Source organism: Streptococcus sp. 2018110 (genome assembly GCF_019754115.1).
Taxonomy (GTDB): Bacteria; Bacillota; Bacilli; order Lactobacillales; family Streptococcaceae; genus Streptococcus; species Streptococcus hashimotonensis.
In genome coordinates this window covers 30,130-50,803 of record NZ_JAIJZO010000009.1, presented here as the reverse complement: position 1 = coordinate 50,803, position 20,674 = coordinate 30,130, and the positions used below count along the sequence as shown (strand labels likewise).

Here is a 20,674-nt window from a genome sequence, read left to right as displayed (position 1 = left end):
GTATTCGAGACTATCAAAAAAGGCGACTTCCAAATGGAAATCGTCTTTTCGATTTTTAGAATAAGTTCATCCTAATATTTCCCCCAAATTGTGGCTTTTCAAGAGCTATCTGTGCTAACTGATTGAGTGTCTGTTCACTATTTTCTTTATTGTAGAATTTAAGACCTTTGATGATAACTCCATCAACATCATCCTCAAAAAGCAATTCTTCCTGATGGTCATTGATATATGAAAGAAGTTCTTCTTTCCATCTATCTTTTTCTACCAATTGTTCACCTTTAGGTTCAATGAAAATTTGAAGATAATAATCTTTATTTTGAAGAAGTAAAATGAAATCCGGTTGGAATCCAGAAAATGTGATTTCTCTCGGCTTTTCTTCAAATTGGTGCAATTTTAGTTGTTCAATTTTATCAGTGCCTTTTAACATATTTTCATCCATGCGAATAAGAAATACATCACCGTATTTTTCTTTCAATTCATCAACATAGTTTGCAATAACATTGACTAAATTTTCTTCATTCCTATTGATTATGGCTGACTGATAGGCAAAGAAGTCAAATTTTTCAAAGCCGATATTAGATACATTTTGCTCGATAAATGTGTTACTCTGTTTGGCTGTATCATAATTAGGTACTCTTTTGCGATAATCAGCCAGATATTCTGAGATAGGATAACCAATAAAGCGATTTGTCCCCCTTTCTTTACGATAACCAGCCTTTATTTTAGAACTAAGTAAGTTAAAGAAGTTATCAACAATTTTCAGTTTTTCAATAGCTGAAAAATCTTCAACGATAGTTTCTTTTTCCGTTATAACAGATAGTGTAAGATTCTGTAAATCTAACCAATCCTCGCCCCAAAAATCTTCTATAGACTTAAGGTTTGGAAGATATTTTTTCAGATTGCTATATCGGAAAAAGTTAGAGCGACTAATTGATTTTTTAAAGTAACGAATATCAATTTCTCTTAATTGGGATGTTTTTAACTCTATTGATTCGGCTGTAAGGTAACCTGTTTCATAGGTGGATTTGAAATAAGGAATAGTAGCAATTTTAGAAATTTCAATTCCATAGTCACGTAACTGTTTATAATAACTGTCAGGAATTTCCTCAGTCTCATTATAGTAAACCTTACCTGTTTTATAGATTCGAGTTTTCTTAAATGATGGTTTCAATTTGATTTCAATTGGAGGATTTTTTCCATCAGTCCCCGTAGCAAGATTCATCTTATCAAGTGATGCCATCAAATTCTTTATATACTGTGGCTCATTAAGTGTGTGATAATGTAAAGTCTCCAACAAAAGACTCGCTGTTTCGTCATCTTCGTCAAATCTTCTTTGATAAGAAATTTTTTTATTCAAGGGAAATGGATTATATCTCGCTCCACGTCCAATCAGTTGGGCTTCAGAATTGGTTGACTTAGTGTCCTTTTTATCAGTCATCTTTCCCAAGCTACTGATACGTACAATATCGTAAAGGTTTAGGACATCCCAACCTTCTGTTAATTTTGCCACGGCAAAGATAACGCGATACAGATTACTTGGTGACTCAAGGGAATTAAGTGCCTGATACTGTCCTGTTTCTAGCAAGCCTTTTGAACTATTATCTGTATCATTTGCGTTCAAAATTCTCGTTGGTGAAAATCCACGCCTTATCTCTTTCACAATAGTTGAAAGGTCGTCCTGTTCAAGATAATACTGATAAGCCAACTGTAAAGTATGACTTTGCTCGTCAGGGACACTTTTCGATTGCGAGGTGAGGAACTCCCTCAAAGTCTCTACCGTGAGATTGTCAATCATCTCATTGAATAAACTATTTGCTTCATGAGATGCATCAATTTTTTGTGATTTGAAAAGGATAATTGGCTTGATATCAATACCAAATGATTCAAGAGCAAATTTCCGTCTATACTCACTGAGAAGAACCACACTGAGCATATTTTCTTCATTAGAATTTCCAGTTTGAATCCGTCTTACATTTTTTGAGAATCCATCTTTGATGTATGAATCTAAGGCGTAACGGTAAATAACTTTGTCTCTATATTTTTCATAAATAGTCTCATCGTCAAAATCAAGCGTTGCCGTAAATTCTAGTAAGAGATTTTCAGGATGTGTGTGAAGAAGTGACAGCAAACTCTTTTCCCATGACGCTTTTTCCAATTCCTCCTTACTTTTCTTTTTCGTAGAAGCAGAATAATGATGTGCTTCATCTGCCAGAATGACCGTCTTCTCTCTTTGATAATCTTTTAATGACACCACATTTTCAGCCTGGGTAAAGAGTTCATTTGTCAATGTCTGGATAGACAAAAATTTGATGTTGATGTCGTTTTTATTGGGAAAATCTGGAAATTTCCCAGAAATTTGATTGATTGAGATACGCTCCCCATCAATTTCGATGTGCGAATTGAAAAGAAACTTAGCCGACTGAACATTTGTCAGGTTGTCAATTGTCTTACTCAAAACTCCGTTGGTATTAACCGTAAAGAGAAAGTTCTGATAGCCTTTCTCTTTGAAAAGATAGAGGATCAAACCAGCCATCAAATCTGTTTTCCCAGCCCCTGTAGCCATGTTAAACATAAGTTGATTCAGATTGCGATGCTTGAAGATTTCTGACGTCTGCGTATAGTGGAAATAGCGGATAGCTTCACTCTGATATGACCGAGGGATATGTTTGAGGTTATCTATGATATATCGTGGCAACTCCCATCCAGCCTCTTCGTGCAAAATATCCATATCCAAATGTTTTAGTTCATCAAATAGTTCAAAGGTCAATTCTTTTGGCTTTGCTTTTCTAACCATCATTTTTCTCCATAAAAACTCTTATTGAAATCATAATCTGATTGAGATAGTTGTGATTTAATGGATTCATCATCAATTTCAGAATAGTTATGATAAAGCTGATTTTTATCAATAATCTGCACAAGGATTTTTTTCTGTGTCTTGAAATCTTGCTCCCAAAGAGTTTTTGAGACTTCCTGCAAATCTACTCTGAAATCAAAATCAAGAGTGGTTTTCATGTCATCAAAGATAACTTTTAATTCATCTGAGTTGTTAGAATTGAGGACAGCATCAATAAAAGTTGAATTTTTGTCCATCAATTCTGCATAGATAAAGTTACCTCCACCAGACCAGTTGATAGCTTTAGAGACGCCAGTTTTATCTCCATTGATAACTCTACTTAATCGTGCAACACTATCGTTTTCACCATAGTCTAATTGCTCAAGTCCAATATATCGCCGTTCCAATTTGTGGGCGACAGCAGCTGTTGTTCCTGACCCCAGATGATAATCCAAAACTAAATCCCCTTTATTGGTAGCTAGTTCAATAATTCTTCTAAGGAGTTTTTCTGGTTTTTTCCCACCTTTTAAGGTCACCCCTCCTTCTTTAGCGATTCCCTCATAAGGAGTGTCCATCCAAATATTTGATAACTGAATACTTGGGACACGTTCTCCATCTATTTTTCTAATTTTCTTGGAGTAGAATGCAATTTCTTGACCGTTTTTGACATAAACATCGTAGTTTTCATCCCGAGCTTGAAAAAACACCATCTCAGGTTCTTTTTTAGATTTATCTCTAAGTTTAACCAAAAGATTACTTGCATTATTGTTTATAGCTGTATAACGAAATACTGAGTCTGCATGTTCTAGGGCAAAGTCTGCAACTAAATTATCAAAAAATGAACGTCCTAATTCTTTGATAGCTACTCTCTTATTTTCATAACCTTGCTGTCTAGCTAGGTACTCACCAATATTTTCAATTTCCCATTTTGAAAAATGTTCATGTTTATTTGATATATAGAGATTATAATTAGTATCATAATCGGAACGAACATATTGAGGATTGTATTTCCATTTTGATTTGTCTTTAGCGAATGATAAGATATATTCTGCTGTCTCAAACACTCCTGGATTTACACTTGCAAAACCAGAAGGAGACTTTGTTTTCAAAGTAATCTTATTGATGAAATTTTCTTTACCAAAAATTTCTTTCAGCAAGACATGTAGCTCACCAACACCGTCATCACTAATCTGTACGAATATAGCTCCATCTTTGTCTAATAGTTCTTTAGCAATTTCAAGTCTGTTTTTCATGAAAGTCAACCAAGTTGACAACTTAAAATTGGAATTATAAGCAAAGGTATCTTCTTTTTTTTCTTTGATGAAATAGTAAGGAGGGTCAATATAAATCAGTTTTACACTCCCTTTGTAGCGATTTTTTAAACTATGAAGTGCAAGTAAATTATTTCCCCTGATAATCAGATTATCGGTATCCTTGATTTCAGAAACATCAGAACTACCATTTTCGCCATACTTTTTAGCATTTTTGAAAATTTTATTGTCAAGGAGAACATCAATCTCTTCTCTAGCAACGATTGCATTTAAAAAGGGCTCTTGAGCATCTTCTTTAGAAACATCTTCCTTACTCATTCCTGCCTTTAATACGGTATCTTTGTAAGGAAAATCTAGGACGACATCTGTTACTTCGTCTAAATAGCGATTATTTATTGTTAGACCGATTTTATTAATGTAACGAGTATATGAATTTGACCAATATTCATCTGTTTCAAGTACTTGAATAATATCATTGATTTTTAAAATAGTCGTATTAGCAATATTTTCAGTGAAGGCATCTTTTAGAATTTGATTTTCCAGAAGTTGCTTCACTAAATTGACTTCATAGTTATCCAAATCTGTGATAATAGCATCTTTCTTCAAAAGTCCGTTAACTACATAGCGTTCACCAAAACTTTCTGTCACCTCTCGAAGTGCTTGCTGAATCGTTGTTTCCAATGCCTGACTCATACAAGCACCTCACTTTCCAAGACAACATAAAAAACTTTCTCACAAAAATGTGAAAAAGTCTGTTTTAGTGCTTGACAAAAAACACGTCCGATTACATAATCAGCGTGAGCTGTGAGCTGTGAGCTGTGAGCTGTGAGCTGTGAGCTGTGAGCTGTGAGCTGTGAGCTGTGAGCTGTGAGCTGTGAGCTGTGAGCTGTGAGCTGTGAGCTGTGAGCTGTGAGCTGTGAGCTGTGAGCTGTGAGCTGTGAGCTGTGAGCTGTGATTGCGTTCATACAAATCAATTCCTTTGCTATTTTTATAACACTATTATATCACAAAATACTAGTCTTGAAAATAATCATATCCATTATTACACCATAATATTTATTTTTGTATTATTTGTGATATAATAGTTTTAGAATAAAGAAGGAGTAAAAAGATGCTAGGTGAATTTAAATCATTGTATGATTTGATGAATGCTTTTCCAAACGATTATTACTGTGAGCAACATTTAGAAAAAATTCGCTGGAACGGCTATGTAGTCAGCCCTTTTGATGAGACCTCTAAGGTTTATAAGTGTAAAAATGGTAAATACAGATGTAAAAATACTGGCAAATATTTTAGCGTTAAAACGGGTACAATGTTTGATAATACTAAAGTTTCTCTTCAAAAATGGTTTATTGCCATTTGGATGGTGACATCCCACAAAAAAGGCATTTCTTCTGTTCAACTTTCAAAAGACATCCATGTTACTCAAAAAACAGCTTGGTTTATGTTAGAGCGTATTCGTAGATGTTTTGGTTCAGAAAATAGTAATGAATTGGATGGGATTGTAGAAGTAGATGAAACCTATATCGGTGGTAAAAATAAGAATCACCATAACTCAAAAAAAGTTAAAAACGCCTAAGGTCTCTCCCTAAAAGATAAAATCCAAGTTGTTGGTATGGTTGCACGAGAAGGAAAATTGAATACTTATAAAGTAACCGATACAGGCACAAAAACTTTAACAGAACAAATCGTAAAATTTGTGAAAGACGCTGCCCAGCTTTACACTGATGAATGGTTAGGTTATAATAAAGTTGCGAAAATGTACGACCATGCTTTTGTAAATCATGGTGCTCGTGAATATGTAATTGATGATGTTTATACACATACGATTGAAGGTTTTGGGGCAGGTCTCAAACGTGGTGTACTGGGAATCTACCATTCTTGGTCTAAGAAATATCTACAAGATTATGTAGATGAGTTTGACTTTCGTTATAATACCCGAGGCATGGCTGACAACGACTGTTTCAATCTTCTATTGTCATCTTCAGAAGTTCGTACTACATACAAGGAGTTAGTCCATGGATAAACTACATGCAGAAATGGAGCGAACAGTTTCTAAAACAATTGATAATAAGCTAGTAGATTATCAAATTTCTCTCTCTGATAATTTTTACACCAAATATCTTAGTTACTATGACTGCCCTTACACTCAGGAAGTAGTTAAATCACACCGAAAATTTTTCCAAGACCTATCCTATTGTGCGATTTATCAAAAACTTGGAGAAGTTACAAAAATTAGCATACAAGCTCGACTTTCTGAGTTAGATACTTTAGTAGATATTTCAGATAATAAAGATGAATTTGATACTTTCTTTTACAAAAAGTTTCAGTTTAAACTACCTGAGATTCCATTTGAGGAAGAAAAGCTAGAACTTTCCAGTTTTGATTTAAAATTGCAACAGGCTCTAAATTATTATCCTAAAGAAGATGAGGGGATGAGAAAAAGAAGATAAGGAAGGTGCAAGATGGATTGGTACGACTACATGATAAAGGCATCAGAGCAATCACGGTTTAATGCTAGTCACTGGTTTCGCTATCTGCGAAAAGTTATTTTTGAAGACTATTCTTATTTGACAGAAGAAGATGTCGAAAAGTTATTAGCTTCTAAAGAACTAACAGATTTTCAAAAGGTTAGTTTGAAATATGCTATTCAAGAGCATACACCAACTCATGAATATGTGGTTTCGTTAAATAAGCCTGCCAAATTAACCAATGTACAAAAAATGATGGAGAAATACAGACATGGATAAAATGAAACCTGTTTTTGAAGCCTTGAACCAAGAGTTATCTCAAGCCAATCTTCATTTAACCATTATTTGTGTTGGTGGTTATGTTTTAGAGTATCATGGTTTGCGAGCTACACAAGATGTAGATGCTTTTTATGAAGAAAGTCAGAAAATCAACGAAATTATTGCTCGTGTAGGGCAACGCTTTAATTTGAATACTGACGAAGAACTATGGCTCAATAATAATGTGGCAAACATGAACAGACAGCCACCATTACATTTGTGTGAGACCCTATATTCATTCGAAAACTTAACTGTTTTAGTTGCTCCAATTGAATACGTATTGGGTATGAAGATGGTTAGCACAAGAGAGCAGGATTTGAAAGATATTGGAGCAATTATCAAATACAAACACTTCCGTTCTCCGTTTAATACCTTTGATGGTTTGAAGAAAATGGGGTTTGATAGCATTGATTTCTCCGTTCTCCTAGAAGGCTTCAGTCATGCCTATGGGATGGACTGGCTAGAAGAATTTTTTAAAGAAAATCAGGATAAACTGAGAAGATATTATTGATAGTCAAGATAGAAGAAAAGACGATTTCCTAGCTTGGAAGTCGTCTTTTTTGATGTTGTCGAAATACTACATATTGTGTCTGGTGTAAACAGATATATAGTTCCCTTAAAATAAATCCAATAAAGAATAGCCAGAGCAAATCCAGCAGGAAGGATGAGAGCAAGTGGTTTGACATGCCCTAGCCAAATGCCCATGGAATAGGTCACGGTCATGGCAAACAGGGCAAAGATGGCTTGGATGATAAAGTAGCGTTTTTCTTTGGCTGTTTTATAGGCTTTGATGATCTGAATGGTCGGTAGCATGAGCAAGAATGAACCGCTAATTGGCTCATTGACCATGTAAGAGTAGATGAAGAGGGCAGAAAGTAAACTATAAAAGAGAACGAAAAATCGACAGGTTTGTTTTGGTGTAAAAGGTTTATTCATGGTGTTATAGTCGCTCAGTTTATCTTTTATTACGTCGTTAACTCGTTTTGCCGTACTCCAGTACTGTCTTCAACTCGTTGCCTAGTACTAAAAGCAAACTGAAAGACTATAATTCCTTATTTTTTCTTGGCAGTATCTGCTTCCAGTTTTTGCAGATAGGCAATGGCAGACAGGGCTAGACTGGCAAAGAGGCCTATCATGCCACCGAAGAGGAGGGATTTTACGTGGAAGATAGAATCCAGTAAGGGAAGCTGGAGGCTAAAGAGGTCTGCCAGCCCAGCAAAGAGGCTAGATAGCAGGGCAACTCCCAGTCCCCAAAGAAATGGGTTAAGAGGCCGGCCTTGTCTTTCCTCAGGGCTAAGCTCATCCAAGTCATATTGGGGCAAGTCAGCATGGAGGGTACGCATATTAACGATACCAATTAGGATAATACTGAAGAAGGCAATGATCATTGGATAGTAGGTAGCCACCTCCAGAGAATAGCGGATAGCTAGGAAGTAGGCGACAGCATTTCCAAGAGCTAGGAAGTAGAAGTAGTAGATAAAGGCCTGTCCGCCGATAGCATCTGCCTGGCTGCGCCGGTATTCGTCTAAAGGACCGCGGACACCATAAAAACGTTTAATCATATTTTTGATCCATTTGGGTTCTTCTTTGGAAATAGCAGAGCTGACAGTTAGTTTTTCTGCCTTTTTCATGCGTTTGCGTAACATGATTTCAAGAGCAATGCCTGTGAAAATACCACCTAGACAGGCTGACAGGAATTTTCGGAGGTCAAATAAATGGTCGAGAGGGTTGAGCCCCTCCATCCAGGCACCGAAAACAACCACCCAAATGTACATAACGGTAGTGAAATAGAGGGCGAATTTGAAACTTGCTCCCTTGAGTTGCTTCTGTTCCTTGCTAGTCAGTTCTTCTACATCTAGACTGTCCACTTGGCTGTGGCGCATCTTGGATGTCATATACATACTGGAGGAAAGAGTGGATAGGAGTAGAGCAGTTGGGTAGCCGTAGGCAACGACTTCTGGGTAGCGTTTGGATAGGGCAAGTGCCAGTAGGGTAAGAGCCATGGTGCCCCAAAAGAGCAGGATAAAACAGGTATTGCCTAGTCGGAAGGCTTCTTGCTTGCGGTATTCATCTAGGGGACCAGCGATACCGTAAAATCGTTTGATTAATTTATCTTGAAAGGTTTCCTTTTTCATACGATACTCCTATTTACTTACGACGAAAAATGAGTGGCAGGTAAGATAATCCGAGGAAGTAGACAGTTCCAGCAATCAGCACTTTCACCCAGAATGTTGCTTGGCTGATGGTGTGCAAGATGTCTGCTCTGCTATTGCCCCAAAGCTGAAAGAGGACAAAGAGCGGGATAAAAATAAGGGTAGAGATAAGAGCTTGACGTACATTCTTTTTCATGGGGTTTCTTCCTTTCTAATCGTTCCAAAAGAGGCTGTTGAGATCGGTCTGTAAAGCTTTGGCTAGGTTGATACAGAGGTCTAGCGAGGGGTTGTATTTGTTGTTTTCAATCATGTTGATGGTTTGCCTGGATACGCCGATGGCTTTGGCAAGATCCAGCTGGGAAATCCCTAGCAGTAGGCGATAATCTTTGACACGGTTCATGGGTTCTCCTTTCGTGTAAAATATATGCGACATTCTATGGTAAAGAGAGAGGATAGACTAGCTATCCTTAGATGCGATGTCAATTATATGCGACAGTTGGTTGTAAAAAAATGAGGGGACCTCCCTGTTGGTGTCAACTATATGTGACATGTTTCTTTACTGTTAGTATATACCTGTTCATATAAGTTGTCAACTATATTTGACAGTTTTTTTGTAAAAAGTTTGCAACAACTTTTTATTTTAATTTGTGGTACAATAGAAAAGATATGACCAAGGAATTTAATCACACAACTGTTCTCTTGCATGAGACAGTCGATATGTTAGACATCAAACCAAATGGAATTTATGTGGATGCAACGCTGGGTGGAGCAGGGCATAGTGAGTATCTGCTCAGTCAGTTGACGGATGGGGGGCATCTTTATGCCTTTGATCAGGATCAGACTGCTATTGATCATGCCCATATTCGCTTGGCATCCTACATTGAAAAGGGACAAGTGACCTTTATCAGGGATAATTTCCGCAATCTCAAGACTCGCTTGGCAGAGCTAGGTGTAACAGAGATTGATGGGATTTGTTATGATTTAGGAGTGTCTAGTCCACAGTTGGATGAGCGGGAGCGTGGCTTTTCTTACAAACAAGATGCTCCGCTTGATATGCGGATGAATCGTGAGGGACATTTGACGGCTTATGATGTGGTCAATAACTATGACTATCACGACTTGGTACGAATTTTCTTTAAATATGGTGAGGATAAATTTTCCAAGCAGATTGCTCGTAAGATTGAACAGGCGCGTGCGGTCAAGCCGATTGAAACAACGACTGAGTTGGCAGAGCTGATCAAATCTGCCAAGCCAGCCAAGGAACTTAAGAAGAAGGGGCATCCTGCTAAGCAGATTTTCCAAGCTATTCGGATTGAGGTCAACGATGAGTTGGGAGCAGCAGATGAATCTATCCAGCAGGCCATTGACTTATTGGCTCTGGATGGACGGATTTCTGTTATTACATTCCATTCTTTAGAAGATCGTTTGACCAAACAACTCTTCAAAGAAGCAAGTACGATTGATGTTCCAAAAGGGTTGCCATTTATTCCAGATGATTTGAAGGCGCCGCTTGAATTGGTCAATCGTAAGCCTATCTTACCTAGTCAAGAAGAATTAGAGGCAAATAATCGCGCGCATTCAGCCAAACTGCGTGTAGCTAAGAAAGTACATAAATAGGAGAGAGTCTATGTTGCAAGAAAAACGTAGAGAAGCCACTATGCGAGTTATCGGTGATAAAATTAGAACCTTCACACGTGTAGAAAAAGCCTTCTATTCAAGCATCGTATTATCTGGATTAGCCCTTGCCATAGGAATTATCTTTATGCAAACGCGGCTTTTGCAGCTTCAATCTGGGATGGCCAAAGTCAATCAAGATATTAGCCAAAAACAGATTGAAATCAACGATGCAAAGCAAGCTGTCAATGAATTGACACGTTCAGCTCGATTGATGGAAATTGCTGAAAAAGCTGGATTAACTTTTAATAATGACAATATTGGAGTAGCCGAATAATGCCCAGAAGAAATAATAAACTCTTGCGGTATGTCTTGAAAAAACGATATGTTCCGTCAAAAAATCGTCGAAGAGTAGGACAGAGCCTACTTCTTTTGACGGTTTTCGTCTTTTTTCTCTTTTTAATCAACTTTGCCTATATTATCGGCACCGATAGTAAATTTGGGGTGGATTTGTCAGAAAGAGCTGATGCGGTACACCAGCGTGAAGTTACCGTTCAAGCTAAACGGGGGACGATATACGACCGTACAGGAATTCCTATTGCGGAAGATTCAACGACCTATACAGTCTATGCCATCATTGACACAGAATATGTGTCAGAACTGAAAAAAGTTTTGTATGTGCAGTCTTCTCAGTTCAGCAAAGTAGCAGAAATCTTTAAAAAGCATCTCGGAATGGAGACGGCTTATGTTATGGAGCAGCTGAATCAACCTGAACTGAAGCAGGTATACTTTGGGACCTTAGGTAAGAATATCTCCTATAGTACGATGTCTTCAATCCAAGAAGAGATGAAGGCGGCAGGTATTGAAGGGATTGCCTTTAATGCTAGTCCAGGACGGATGTATCCGAATGGAAATTTTTCTTCAATTTTTGTCGGGTTAGCTAATCCGGTTGAAAACAAGGATGGTAGTCATAGTTTACAGGGTGTGAGTGGTTTGGAATATTATCTGAATGATATTCTGGCTGGTCAAGATGGAAAGGTTATTTACGAGAAAGATAGCCAAGGCCGTGTCCTACCTGGGACAGAAAAGGTTGAAACAGAGACAGTAAATGGGCAGGATGTCTATACGACCATTTCAGCCGATCTACAACGTTCTCTTGAAACCAATATGAATACCTTCTTTGATAACGCCAGAGGGCGATATGCGAATGCAACTTTGGTTTCAGCCAAGACGGGTGAAATACTGGCGACGACCCAAAGGCCAAGCTATGATTCAGATACCAAAGAAGGTCTGGGACAAGAAGGACTGCTAGAGCGGTCACTCTTATACCAAGAGGCCTTTGAGCCTGGTTCAACAATGAAGGTGCTAACAGTAGCGTCAGCTATCGATAATGGAACCTTTGATCCAAATGCCTATTATACCAATAATGAGTACGTTATCGCAGATGCGAAAATCAATGACTGGACCCTCAATGCAGGTTATTCAGCTGTGACTCTCAATTATGCGCAAGGCTTCTCCCTATCCAGTAACGTTGGGATGACCTTATTGCAGCAACAGATGGGAGATGAAAAATGGCTAAATTACCTCGCTAAATTCCGCTTTGGCTACCCAACGCGTTTTGGTATGGGGGACGAGGCACCAGGAATGGTACCAGAGGATAACATTGTTTCTATCGCCATGTCATCGTTTGGTCAGGGTATTTCTGCAAACCAGGCACAGATGCTTCGTAGTTTTACCGCCATTGCGAATAACGGTATTATGCTAGAGCCTAAATTCATCTCAGCTCTTTATAACCCTAATACAGATACAGCTAGAGTTTCTTCGAAAGAAGAAGTGGGAAATCCAGTTTCTGAACAAGCTGCCGATGACACACTTCGCTATATGATAAATGTCGGTACTGACCCTGTTTATGGTACGCTCTACTCACATGACTTACAGGGACCTGCAATTCAAGTTGATGGCTATGATATTGCAGTTAAATCAGGTACGGCGGAAATTGCCAGCGAAGATGGTCAAGGGTACATTAAAGGTGCCTACATCAACTCTGTAGTAGCCATGATCCCTGCTGAGGATCCTGAATTTATCATGTATGTGACCATTCGCCAACCGGAAGTTTTGAATGTCCTGTCTTGGCGTGATATTGTCAGTCCTACATTGAAAGAAGCGATGCTGTTGAAAGACAATTTGAATCTGGATTCACCTGCACCAGCATTGGCACAGGTCGCTAATGAGACAGAGTATCAATTGCCAGACCTCATTGGTAAGGCACCAGGCGAGTCGGCTGAGGAACTTCGCCGTCAATTAGTTCAACCAGTTATCCTTGGAAACGGTGCTGAAATTAAAAAAGTTTCAGTCGAAAAGGGAAGTAACGTAATCGCCAACCAACAGGTTCTACTCTTGACAAATAAATTCGAAGAAATGCCAGACCTGTACGCAATCACCAAAGAGAATATGGATATATTTGCTGAATGGACTGGTATCGAAGTGACCTATAAAGGAACGGGTTCAAAAGTGGTCGACCAAAGTGTAGAGGTCGGTACCGCTTTGAATAAAACAAAGAAAATAACAATAACCTTAGGAGACTAACATGCAATTCGCACTTATGTCGGGATTGGTAGCTTTTCTAGCAACCGTTCTCTTAATCCCACGATTTATTACATTTTATCAAGCCAAACGCATCGAGGGGCAACAGATGCACGAAGATGTGAAACAACATCAGTTTAAGGCAGGCACACCAACAATGGGGGGAACCGTTTTTCTCGTTGTTGCGATTCTTGTCAGCTTGTTGTTCGCAACGGCCTTTCAACTGTTGACGGGTGGTGTCCTTGCCATCCTCTTCATCCTTGCCCTTTATGGTGTAGTAGGATTTTTGGATGACTTTTTAAAAATTTTCCGTAAGATAAATGAAGGTCTTAATCCTAAACAAAAGCTTGCTCTACAAATTTTAGGAGGGATTGTCTTCTACTTTGTCCACGTAAGAGGAGCAGGTGGCGGAGAATTGAATGTATTTGGTCACATGATACATTTGGGAGTTCTCTATTTCCCATTTGTTCTGTTCTGGCTGGTCGGTTTTTCAAATGCAGTTAATTTGACAGATGGTATTGATGGATTGGCTTCTATCTCAGTTGTTATCAGCCTTCTAGCTTACTCTGTCATCGCCTTCAATGAGCAAAAATTTGATATTCTTCTAGTTTGTGTGACCATGATTGGTGGCTTGCTCGGTTTCTTTGTTTATAACCGTAAACCAGCGAAGATTTTCATGGGGGATGTGGGAAGCTTGGCTCTCGGTGGTATGTTGGCAACTATTTCAATTGCCCTCCGTCAGGAATGGACCCTCCTCCTTATCGGCCTGGTCTATGTCATTGAAACGTCCTCTGTTATGTTGCAGGTTTCATATTTTAAATACACTAAAAAACGCTTTGGAGAAGGTCGTCGTATCTTCCGTATGACTCCTTTCCATCACCATTTGGAGCTCGGAGGTTTGACTGGAAAAGCTGAAAAATGGAGCGAGTGGAAAGTTGACTTTTTCCTCTGGTCAGTCGGTCTCATCATGAGCTTGATTACCCTAGCTATTCTTTATCTATAAAATGTCAGAAACAGCAGAAATGCTGTTTTTTTACCTTGACAAATATGGTCGGGGGGGGGTAAAATAGAGAGAGAATTGGTGGAGGATAAAAATGGAACAATTCAATCAAGAACAGTTATATGGAGTGGTTATTCAAACCATGACAGCTGCTAGTCAACTTCCTATGGTTAAAGTCAATCGGGAAGAATTTTTGAAGACTCGTTTTAAAGATAGTCCCTATCTAGATAAAATTATTACGGATGGACCAACGGCGGTCTTCACTACAAAAGCTTTGCGTAAGGAAGCTGAAAAAATCATTAATGATATGACTACGAAAACATCTTTGATTTCTTTCGCAGCTGGTTTACCGGGGAATCCATTTACAGCGGTGGCGGCAGGTACTGCTGATATAGCTCAGTATTTTGGTTTTGCCTTGAATTTGTCGCAACAAATCGCTTATCTTTTTGGTGAAGATGAATTATTTGTTGGTGAAGGGAAGGAAATTTCAGAAGAGGTTCAAATCCGCATTATTGCCTACATTGGTGTTATGTTTGGAGCAGGTGGTTCAGCAGTTCTTCTCAATAAAGTATCCAAGACAGTCGGAGCTAATATCGGTAAAAAAGTAGCTATGCAGGCTTTGACCAAGACAACTTGGTATCCCTTGGTGAAAAAGGTAGCCGCAGTGATTGGTGTGAAAATTACCAAAAAGACTGTTGAAAAGACCATTGCCAATGCAGTCCCTATTTTGGGTGGTCTGATTTCAGGAGGTTTGACCTATTTTACCTTCCAGCCCATGGGAGGGATGTTGGCAGACACATTTGTGAAAAAAATAAATGGTGATTTTGATGGCGAATTAGAACTCACTGAGGCCTTTAAAGCAAGTTTGGAAGAAGAGAAGGAACTTGGAATTATTGAGGCAGAATTTACTGAAGCAAGCGAGAGTTGATTAGGGCGGGCATCCGTCCTTTTTGCTTGTCACTCCAAATCGTGCTATAATAGAAGGTAGCACAATTAAAGAGGAAACTATGAAATTTACAGATATGAAACTCAAGCCTTATATTCAGGAGGCTTTGAAAGAAATTAACTTTGTCCAGCCGACAGAGGTTCAGGAGAAATTGATTCCTGTTGTTTTGTCAGGGCGAGACTTGATAGGGGAATCAAAAACAGGTTCGGGTAAGACTCATACCTTCTTGATTCCGATTTTCCAAAAATTAAATGAGGAATTGGACCAAGTTCAGGCTGTTATTACAGCCCCATCTCGTGAACTGGCTACTCAGATTTATCAAGCGGCACGCCAGTTGGCTAGTCATTCGGACATCGAAGTTCGTGTGACCAATTATGTTGGCGGTACGGATAAGAACCGTCAAATTGACAAGCTTCAAGCTGGGCAGCCTCACATTGTTGTTGGGACACCGGGGCGTATCTATGACTTGGTCAAATCAGGTGACCTTGCTATCCATAAGGCTAAAACCTTTGTGGTTGATGAGGCAGATATGACCTTGGACATGGGCTTTTTAGAAACAGTTGATAAGATTGCTGGCAGCCTGCCAAAAGACTTGCAATTTATGGTCTTTTCAGCGACCATTCCGCAGAAACTCCAACCGTTTTTGAAAAAATACTTATCCAATCCAGTCATGGAACAAATCAAGACCCATACGGTTATTTCAGATACCATTGAAAACTGGCTGATTTCAACCAAGGGGCGTGACCGTAATGCTCAAATCTTGGAAGTAACCAAGCTCATGCAACCTTACTTGGCCATGATTTTTGTCAATACAAAGACACGTGCAGATGAATTGCATAGCTATTTGACTGCGAATGGTCTACGCGTTGCAAAGATTCATGGGGACATTCCTCCACGTGAACGCAAGCGGATTATGAACCAGGTGAAGAACTTGGATTATCAATACATTGTAGCGACAGACTTGGCAGCACGTGGTATTGACATTGAAGGTGTCAGCCATGTCATCAATGATGCTATTCCGCAAGACCTTTCCTTCTTTGTTCACCGTGTGGGGCGCACAGGTCGTAATGGTCTATCAGGTATTGCCATTACCCTTTATCAGCCAAGCGATGATGCAGATATTCGAGAGCTAGAAAAACTCAATATCAAATTCTTGCCAAAAGAAATGAAAAATGGCGAATTTGTCGATACCTACGACCGTGACCGCCGTGCTAACCGTGAAAAATCTCGTGAAAAACTAGATTTGGAAATGATTGGCTTGGTCAAGAAGAAAAAGAAAAAAGTCAAACCAGGCTACAAGAAGAAAATTCAATGGGCTGTTGATGAAAAACGTCGCAAGACCAAGCGAGTTGAAGCGCGTGCAAAAGGTCGTGCAGAACGTAAAGCCAAGCGTCAAACCTTTTAAAGTAATCGAGGAAAAAGATGTTACAAAACATTCTAAGTTTTTATTTACAAGGATTGCTAATATCTTCCTTGTTGATTATCACTTCTAGTCTGGTCTGGTTTATCTGGCGTGCGACAAAGGGTGTGGATAAAACCTTGCAAGAACGACAAGATTTCTTGTTTGATTTGTTGATGATTAATGTGATGACAATCCCCATTGCGGCCTTTGGAGTAGTGGGAATCTTATTAATGTTTAAAGCGTAGAAGGAAAAAGTATATGTACGATACAGTTGTAATTGGTGCGGGTCCTGCGGGGATGACTGCAGCTCTTTATGCAGGGCGTAGCAATTTAAAGGTAGCTCTTTTGGAACGTGGTATTTATGGTGGTCAGATGAACAATACCGCGGAAATTGAAAACTATCCAGGCTATGACCATATTTCAGGTCCAGTCTTGGCTGAAAAAATGTTTGAACCCTTGGAAAAATTCGGTGTGGACCATATTTTTGGCACCCTAGTCCGTATCGAAGAAGAAGGACAAATTAAGAAAGTGATTACTGAGGATGGTGTTTTGGAGACAAAGACAGTCGTTCTAGCCATGGGGGCAAAACACCGTTTGTTAGGTATTCCAGGTGAGGATACATACAATAGCCGTGGTGTCTCATATTGTGCAGTCTGTGACGGCGCTTTCTTCCGTGGACAAAAACTCTTGGTTGTCGGTGGTGGAGATTCTGCCGTTGAAGAAGCGCTCTTCTTGACACAATTTGCGGAATCTGTGACGATTGTTCATCGACGTGACCAACTTCGTGCTCAAAAGGTCATCCAAGACCGCGCCTTTGCCAATGAAAAAATTAACTTTATCTGGGATAGCGTAGTCGAAGAAATCAAGGGTGATGACTTACGTGTACAAAGCGTGGTTATCAAAAATGTGAAAACTGAAGAAGTCAGTGAACTTGATTTCGGTGGTGTCTTTATCTATGTCGGTCTGGATCCGATGACTGATACAGTTGCGGACCTAGGAATTACAGACGAAGCTGGTTGGGTTATCACTAATGAAAAGATGGAGACGACTCAATCAGGCATTTATGCCATCGGTGATATTCGTCAAAATCAACTTCGTCAGATTGCAACGGCAGTAGGAAATGGTGCAGTTGCTGGACAAGAAGTCTACAACTACATCACAGAACTAGCTGAATAGGGGAATACAATGTTTCATATTTACGATATTCAGAAAAATCCAGATGGAATCTCCTTTGATAAAACCTTGGATTTACAGGAAGAATTGCAAGCTCGAAATGGTGAAGTTCTAGGCTTGTCGCCAGTCCAAGTCACTGGAAATATCCGCTTTGAATCAGGTTTCTTTTTCTTGGACTATCAGATGACTTACGATATTACCTTGGCATCCAGTCGCTCTCTGCAACCAGTTGTTTTGCATAAGGTCCAAAACGTCAATGAACTCTTTGTTGCCAATGAAGCAGTTCTTAAAGAACAAGATTTGATTGATGAGGATATGGTGCTGGTAGTAGAAAATGACCACATTGTCCTTGATGAGAGTGTAGCAGATAATATTTTACTGGCTATACCAATCAAAGTCTTGACACCTGAAGAAGAAGCTGGACAGGAACTACCATCTGGTCAAGCTTGGGCTTTAATGACTGAGGAAGATTTTCAACAAAAAGCTCAAGAGAAAAAAGAAGCCAATAGTCCTTTTGCCCAATTACAAGGGTTGTTTGGCGATGAGGACTAACTCAGATTGGCAAGATAGTTAAATTATCTGAAAATTCTTGTCAATTTTAAGCTTTCGGTGTATAATAAAAGAGATACAAATTAGAGGAGTAAACAAATGACTAAAGCAAATTTTGGTGTTGTAGGGATGGCCGTTATGGGCCGCAACCTTGCGCTTAACGTTGAATCACGTGGCTATTCAGTAGCCATTTACAACCGCTCTGCTGATAAAACAGAAGATGTTGTTGCAAGCAACCCAGGTAAAAACTTGGTACCAAGTTACGATGTGGAAAGCTTTGTGGCATCTATCGAAAAACCACGTCGCATCATGCTTATGGTTCAAGCTGGTCCTGGTACAGATGCAACCATTCAAGCACTTTTGCCACACTTGGATGAAGGTGACATCTTGATCGATGGTGGTAATACTTTCTACGAAGACACTATCCGTCGTTCAAAAGAATTGGCAAACTCAGGTATTAACTTCATCGGTACAGGTGTATCTGGTGGTGAAAAAGGAGCCCTTGAAGGTCCATCTATCATGCCTGGTGGTCAAAAAGAAGCTTACGAATTGGTGGCAGATGTCTTGGAAGAAATTTCAGCAAAAGCACCAGAAGATGGAGCACCATGTGTGACTTATATCGGTCCAGATGGAGCTGGTCACTACGTAAAAATGGTACACAACGGTATCGAGTACGGCGACATGCAATTGATTGCGGAGTCTTATGACCTCATGCAACACTTACTCGGTTTGTCAGTGGATGAAATGGCTGACATCTTTACTGAGTGGAACAAAGGCGAATTGGATAGCTACTTGATTGAAATCACAGCAGATATTTTGAAACGTAAAGACGACCAAGGTCAAGATGGACCAATCGTTGACTACATTTTGGATGCGGCTGGTAACAAGGGAACTGGTAAATGGACAAGCCAATCATCACTTGACTTGGGTGTGCCATTGTCATTGATTACAGAATCCGTATTTGCTCGCTATATCTCAACCTACAAAGATGAGCGTGTGGCAGCAAGCAAGGTTCTTCCAAAACCAGCTCCGTTTGCATACGAAGGCGACAAGGCTGAATTGGTAGAAAAAATTCGTCAAGCATTGTACTTCTCAAAAATCATGTCTTATGCACAAGGTTTTGCACAATTGCGCGTAGCATCTAAAGAAAACAACTGGAACTTGCCATTTGGTGAAATCGCAAAAATCTGGCGTGCAGGTTGTATCATCCGCGCTCGCTTCTTGCAAAAAATCACAGATGCCTACGGACGTGATGAAGACTTGGCAAACTTGCTCTTGGATGAGTACTTCCTTGATGTAACAGCTAAGTATCAACAGGCAGTTCGTGATGTCGTTGCCTTGGCAGTTCAAGCAGGAGTTCCTGTACCAACATTCTCAGCAGCTATTACCTACTTTGATAGCTATCGTGCTGAAAACTTACCAGCGAACTTGATTCAAGCACAACGTGACTACTTTGGTGCTCATACTTATAACCGTAAAGATAAAGAAGGAATCTTCCATTACGACTGGTATAGCGAATCAAAATAGAAAAGATGGGCGTGGAAGCGCCCTTCTTTCTAGTCATAATACGATTCCTACACCATTTGAAAGAATAGAAAAGGATGGACAATGGCTAAGAAAATTTTGATTGCTGGTAAAGAACGCAATCTCTCGCATTTTGTTTCCATGGAATTGCAGAAAAAAGACTATCTTGTTGATTATGCATCGACAGGGAAAGAGGCTATGTCCTTGGCACATGAAACGGATTTTGACTTGATTCTGATGAGTTTTCAGCTTTCAGACATGTCCAGCAAGGAATTGGCTACAGAACTGTTAGCGATAAAACCAGCCACGGTCATGATTGTGGTAGTTGAGCCGACAGAAGTTAGTCAATATGGGGAAGAAGTCCTCTCTTATGCTGTTTCCTACGTAGTGAAGCCCTTTGTCATCAGTGATTTAGTGGAGCAAATCTCTGCGATTTTTCGTGGTCGTGATTTTATTGACAATAACTGTAAGCAGGTTCACATGCATGCGGCCTATCGTGATTTGAAGGTTGATTTTCAAAATCGAACAGTGACTCGAGGTGATGAATTGATTAATTTGACCCGTCGAGAGTATGATCTGTTGGCGACCTTAATGAATAGCCCAGAGCCTGTTAGTCGAGAACAACTTCTTGAGCGTGTTTGGAAATATGAAGCGGCTTCTGAGACCAATGTCGTCGATGTATATATTCGCTATCTGCGTGGTAAACTGGATTTGCCACATCAAGATTCATATATAAAAACGGTTCGTGGTGTCGGATATGCCATGCGCGATTGATTTAGAGTAGAAGAAGAGGGAAGCTTTCCCTCTTTCTTTTTCTATAAGCGTGTGATAAAATAA

At 39.5% G+C, this 20,674-nt stretch carries 20 protein-coding genes and 1 pseudogene; 15 read left to right on the top strand and 6 right to left on the bottom strand.

Translation table 11 applies throughout. The features are described 5' to 3' along the window. Positions 1–55: 55 nt before the first annotated feature. Both K5Q34_RS06900 and K5Q34_RS06895 read right to left on the bottom strand, forming a co-directional pair. Positions 56–2,794 carry a DEAD/DEAH box helicase family protein gene (locus K5Q34_RS06900; protein ID WP_221864749.1) on the bottom strand — a complete coding sequence of 913 codons (2,739 nt, stop codon included), beginning with the start codon at positions 2,792–2,794 and terminating at the stop codon, positions 56–58. Then, positions 2,794–4,785 (bottom strand): DNA methyltransferase, encoded by a 1,992-nt coding sequence (locus K5Q34_RS06895; protein ID WP_398578129.1) that lies wholly within the window; start codon positions 4,783–4,785, stop codon positions 2,794–2,796. Before K5Q34_RS06895 ends, K5Q34_RS06900 begins: the two co-directional genes overlap by 1 nt. Before the next feature lie 430 nt (positions 4,786–5,215). On the opposite strand from K5Q34_RS06895, the pseudogene K5Q34_RS06890 reads away from it, so the two are divergent. The 4 genes and pseudogenes from K5Q34_RS06890 (at position 5,216) to K5Q34_RS06875 (ending at position 7,404) form a co-directional block, all read left to right on the top strand. Further along, positions 5,216–6,130, top strand: a pseudogene (locus tag K5Q34_RS06890) (IS1595 family transposase). After that, positions 6,123–6,557: a hypothetical protein gene (locus tag K5Q34_RS06885; RefSeq protein ID WP_205028727.1), complete on the top strand. Its 435-nt coding sequence runs from the start codon at positions 6,123–6,125 to the stop codon at positions 6,555–6,557. Before K5Q34_RS06890 ends, K5Q34_RS06885 begins: the two are co-directional and overlap by 8 nt. Positions 6,558–6,569: 12 nt before the next feature. Beyond that, complete coding sequence (locus K5Q34_RS06880; protein ID WP_024384920.1) at positions 6,570–6,854, top strand: hypothetical protein; 285 nt, start codon at positions 6,570–6,572, stop codon at positions 6,852–6,854. Continuing rightward, positions 6,847–7,404: a DUF6036 family nucleotidyltransferase gene (locus tag K5Q34_RS06875; RefSeq protein WP_024384919.1), complete on the top strand. Its 558-nt coding sequence runs from the start codon at positions 6,847–6,849 to the stop codon at positions 7,402–7,404. The genes K5Q34_RS06880 and K5Q34_RS06875 overlap by 8 nt, the downstream gene beginning before the upstream one ends. Here the strand turns inward: K5Q34_RS06875 and K5Q34_RS06870 are convergent. From K5Q34_RS06870 to K5Q34_RS06855, 4 genes are all read right to left on the bottom strand, one after another. Next, positions 7,398–7,829 carry an MFS transporter gene (locus tag K5Q34_RS06870; protein WP_238140157.1) on the bottom strand — a complete coding sequence of 144 codons (432 nt, stop codon included), beginning with the start codon at positions 7,827–7,829 and terminating at the stop codon, positions 7,398–7,400. The genes K5Q34_RS06875 and K5Q34_RS06870 overlap by 7 nt on opposite strands. A gap of 116 nt (positions 7,830–7,945) precedes the next feature. Further along, positions 7,946–9,028 carry a DUF3278 domain-containing protein gene (locus K5Q34_RS06865; protein WP_205028726.1) on the bottom strand — a complete coding sequence of 361 codons (1,083 nt, stop codon included), beginning with the start codon at positions 9,026–9,028 and terminating at the stop codon, positions 7,946–7,948. 13 nt (positions 9,029–9,041) lie between these two features. Next, a complete protein-coding gene (locus K5Q34_RS06860; protein WP_221864748.1) occupies positions 9,042–9,242 on the bottom strand; it encodes a hypothetical protein in 201 nt (66 codons plus the stop codon). A 15-nt stretch (positions 9,243–9,257) separates the two neighbouring features. Then, complete coding sequence (locus tag K5Q34_RS06855) at positions 9,258–9,446, bottom strand: helix-turn-helix transcriptional regulator (RefSeq protein WP_172003178.1); 189 nt, start codon at positions 9,444–9,446, stop codon at positions 9,258–9,260. A 266-nt stretch (positions 9,447–9,712) separates the two neighbouring features. Between K5Q34_RS06855 and rsmH the strand changes: the two genes are divergently transcribed. The 11 genes from rsmH to K5Q34_RS06800 all read left to right on the top strand — a co-directional run bounded on the left by rsmH (position 9,713) and on the right by K5Q34_RS06800 (position 20,611). Further along, positions 9,713–10,663 carry a 16S rRNA (cytosine(1402)-N(4))-methyltransferase RsmH gene (gene rsmH, locus K5Q34_RS06850; protein WP_002937995.1) on the top strand — a complete coding sequence of 317 codons (951 nt, stop codon included), beginning with the start codon at positions 9,713–9,715 and terminating at the stop codon, positions 10,661–10,663. Positions 10,664–10,673: 10 nt separating this feature from the next. Continuing rightward, positions 10,674–10,997, top strand: coding sequence for a cell division protein FtsL (gene ftsL / locus K5Q34_RS06845; protein WP_002937992.1), 324 nt, complete (start codon positions 10,674–10,676; stop codon positions 10,995–10,997). Next, positions 10,997–13,246 carry a penicillin-binding protein PBP2X gene (gene pbp2X, locus K5Q34_RS06840; protein WP_208546731.1) on the top strand — a complete coding sequence of 750 codons (2,250 nt, stop codon included), beginning with the start codon at positions 10,997–10,999 and terminating at the stop codon, positions 13,244–13,246. The genes ftsL and pbp2X overlap by 1 nt, the downstream gene beginning before the upstream one ends. Position 13,247: 1 nt before the next feature. After that, positions 13,248–14,246: a phospho-N-acetylmuramoyl-pentapeptide-transferase gene (mraY, locus tag K5Q34_RS06835; protein ID WP_024376390.1), complete on the top strand. Its 999-nt coding sequence runs from the start codon at positions 13,248–13,250 to the stop codon at positions 14,244–14,246. A 91-nt stretch (positions 14,247–14,337) separates the two neighbouring features. Further along, on the top strand, positions 14,338–15,171 hold the full coding sequence (locus tag K5Q34_RS06830; protein WP_105136355.1) for a hypothetical protein: 834 nt from the start codon (positions 14,338–14,340) through the stop codon (positions 15,169–15,171). A 79-nt stretch (positions 15,172–15,250) separates the two neighbouring features. Next, on the top strand, positions 15,251–16,594 hold the full coding sequence (locus K5Q34_RS06825; protein WP_024406634.1) for a DEAD/DEAH box helicase: 1,344 nt from the start codon (positions 15,251–15,253) through the stop codon (positions 16,592–16,594). A gap of 17 nt (positions 16,595–16,611) precedes the next feature. Beyond that, on the top strand, positions 16,612–16,836 hold the full coding sequence (locus K5Q34_RS06820; protein WP_205026997.1) for a DUF4059 family protein: 225 nt from the start codon (positions 16,612–16,614) through the stop codon (positions 16,834–16,836). 13 nt (positions 16,837–16,849) lie between these two features. Further along, positions 16,850–17,767, top strand: a complete 918-nt coding sequence (gene trxB, locus K5Q34_RS06815; RefSeq protein ID WP_208546738.1) for a thioredoxin-disulfide reductase — start codon at positions 16,850–16,852, stop codon at positions 17,765–17,767. Between the two features lie 9 nt (positions 17,768–17,776). Beyond that, the gene (locus tag K5Q34_RS06810; protein ID WP_221864747.1) at positions 17,777–18,316 is read left to right on the top strand and encodes a DUF177 domain-containing protein; all 540 of its coding nucleotides are present in this window, start codon (positions 17,777–17,779) and stop codon (positions 18,314–18,316) included. 96 nt (positions 18,317–18,412) lie between these two features. After that, entirely contained in the window at positions 18,413–19,840 is a 1,428-nt protein-coding gene (gndA, locus tag K5Q34_RS06805; protein ID WP_002942698.1) for an NADP-dependent phosphogluconate dehydrogenase, read from the top strand. Positions 19,841–19,921: 81 nt separating this feature from the next. Continuing rightward, complete coding sequence (locus K5Q34_RS06800) at positions 19,922–20,611, top strand: DNA-binding response regulator (RefSeq protein ID WP_012027645.1); 690 nt, start codon at positions 19,922–19,924, stop codon at positions 20,609–20,611. The last annotated feature ends 63 nt before the right edge of the window (positions 20,612–20,674 follow it).

Coding starts and splice junctions, on each gene's coding strand:
- K5Q34_RS06900 (WP_221864749.1), bottom strand. CDS start 2,794: ATGGTTAGAAAAGCAAAGCCAAAAGAATTGACCTTTGAACTATTTGAT.
- K5Q34_RS06885 (WP_205028727.1), top strand. CDS start 6,123: ATGGATAAACTACATGCAGAAATGGAGCGAACAGTTTCTAAAACAATT.
- K5Q34_RS06880 (WP_024384920.1), top strand. CDS start 6,570: ATGGATTGGTACGACTACATGATAAAGGCATCAGAGCAATCACGGTTT.
- K5Q34_RS06875 (WP_024384919.1), top strand. CDS start 6,847: ATGGATAAAATGAAACCTGTTTTTGAAGCCTTGAACCAAGAGTTATCT.
- K5Q34_RS06870 (WP_238140157.1), bottom strand. CDS start 7,829: ATGAATAAACCTTTTACACCAAAACAAACCTGTCGATTTTTCGTTCTC.
- K5Q34_RS06865 (WP_205028726.1), bottom strand. CDS start 9,028: ATGAAAAAGGAAACCTTTCAAGATAAATTAATCAAACGATTTTACGGT.
- K5Q34_RS06860 (WP_221864748.1), bottom strand. CDS start 9,242: ATGAAAAAGAATGTACGTCAAGCTCTTATCTCTACCCTTATTTTTATC.
- K5Q34_RS06855 (WP_172003178.1), bottom strand. CDS start 9,446: ATGAACCGTGTCAAAGATTATCGCCTACTGCTAGGGATTTCCCAGCTG.
- rsmH (WP_002937995.1), top strand. CDS start 9,713: ATGACCAAGGAATTTAATCACACAACTGTTCTCTTGCATGAGACAGTC.
- ftsL (WP_002937992.1), top strand. CDS start 10,674: ATGTTGCAAGAAAAACGTAGAGAAGCCACTATGCGAGTTATCGGTGAT.
- pbp2X (WP_208546731.1), top strand. CDS start 10,997: ATGCCCAGAAGAAATAATAAACTCTTGCGGTATGTCTTGAAAAAACGA.
- mraY (WP_024376390.1), top strand. CDS start 13,248: ATGCAATTCGCACTTATGTCGGGATTGGTAGCTTTTCTAGCAACCGTT.
- K5Q34_RS06830 (WP_105136355.1), top strand. CDS start 14,338: ATGGAACAATTCAATCAAGAACAGTTATATGGAGTGGTTATTCAAACC.
- K5Q34_RS06825 (WP_024406634.1), top strand. CDS start 15,251: ATGAAATTTACAGATATGAAACTCAAGCCTTATATTCAGGAGGCTTTG.
- K5Q34_RS06820 (WP_205026997.1), top strand. CDS start 16,612: ATGTTACAAAACATTCTAAGTTTTTATTTACAAGGATTGCTAATATCT.
- trxB (WP_208546738.1), top strand. CDS start 16,850: ATGTACGATACAGTTGTAATTGGTGCGGGTCCTGCGGGGATGACTGCA.
- K5Q34_RS06810 (WP_221864747.1), top strand. CDS start 17,777: ATGTTTCATATTTACGATATTCAGAAAAATCCAGATGGAATCTCCTTT.
- gndA (WP_002942698.1), top strand. CDS start 18,413: ATGACTAAAGCAAATTTTGGTGTTGTAGGGATGGCCGTTATGGGCCGC.
- K5Q34_RS06800 (WP_012027645.1), top strand. CDS start 19,922: ATGGCTAAGAAAATTTTGATTGCTGGTAAAGAACGCAATCTCTCGCAT.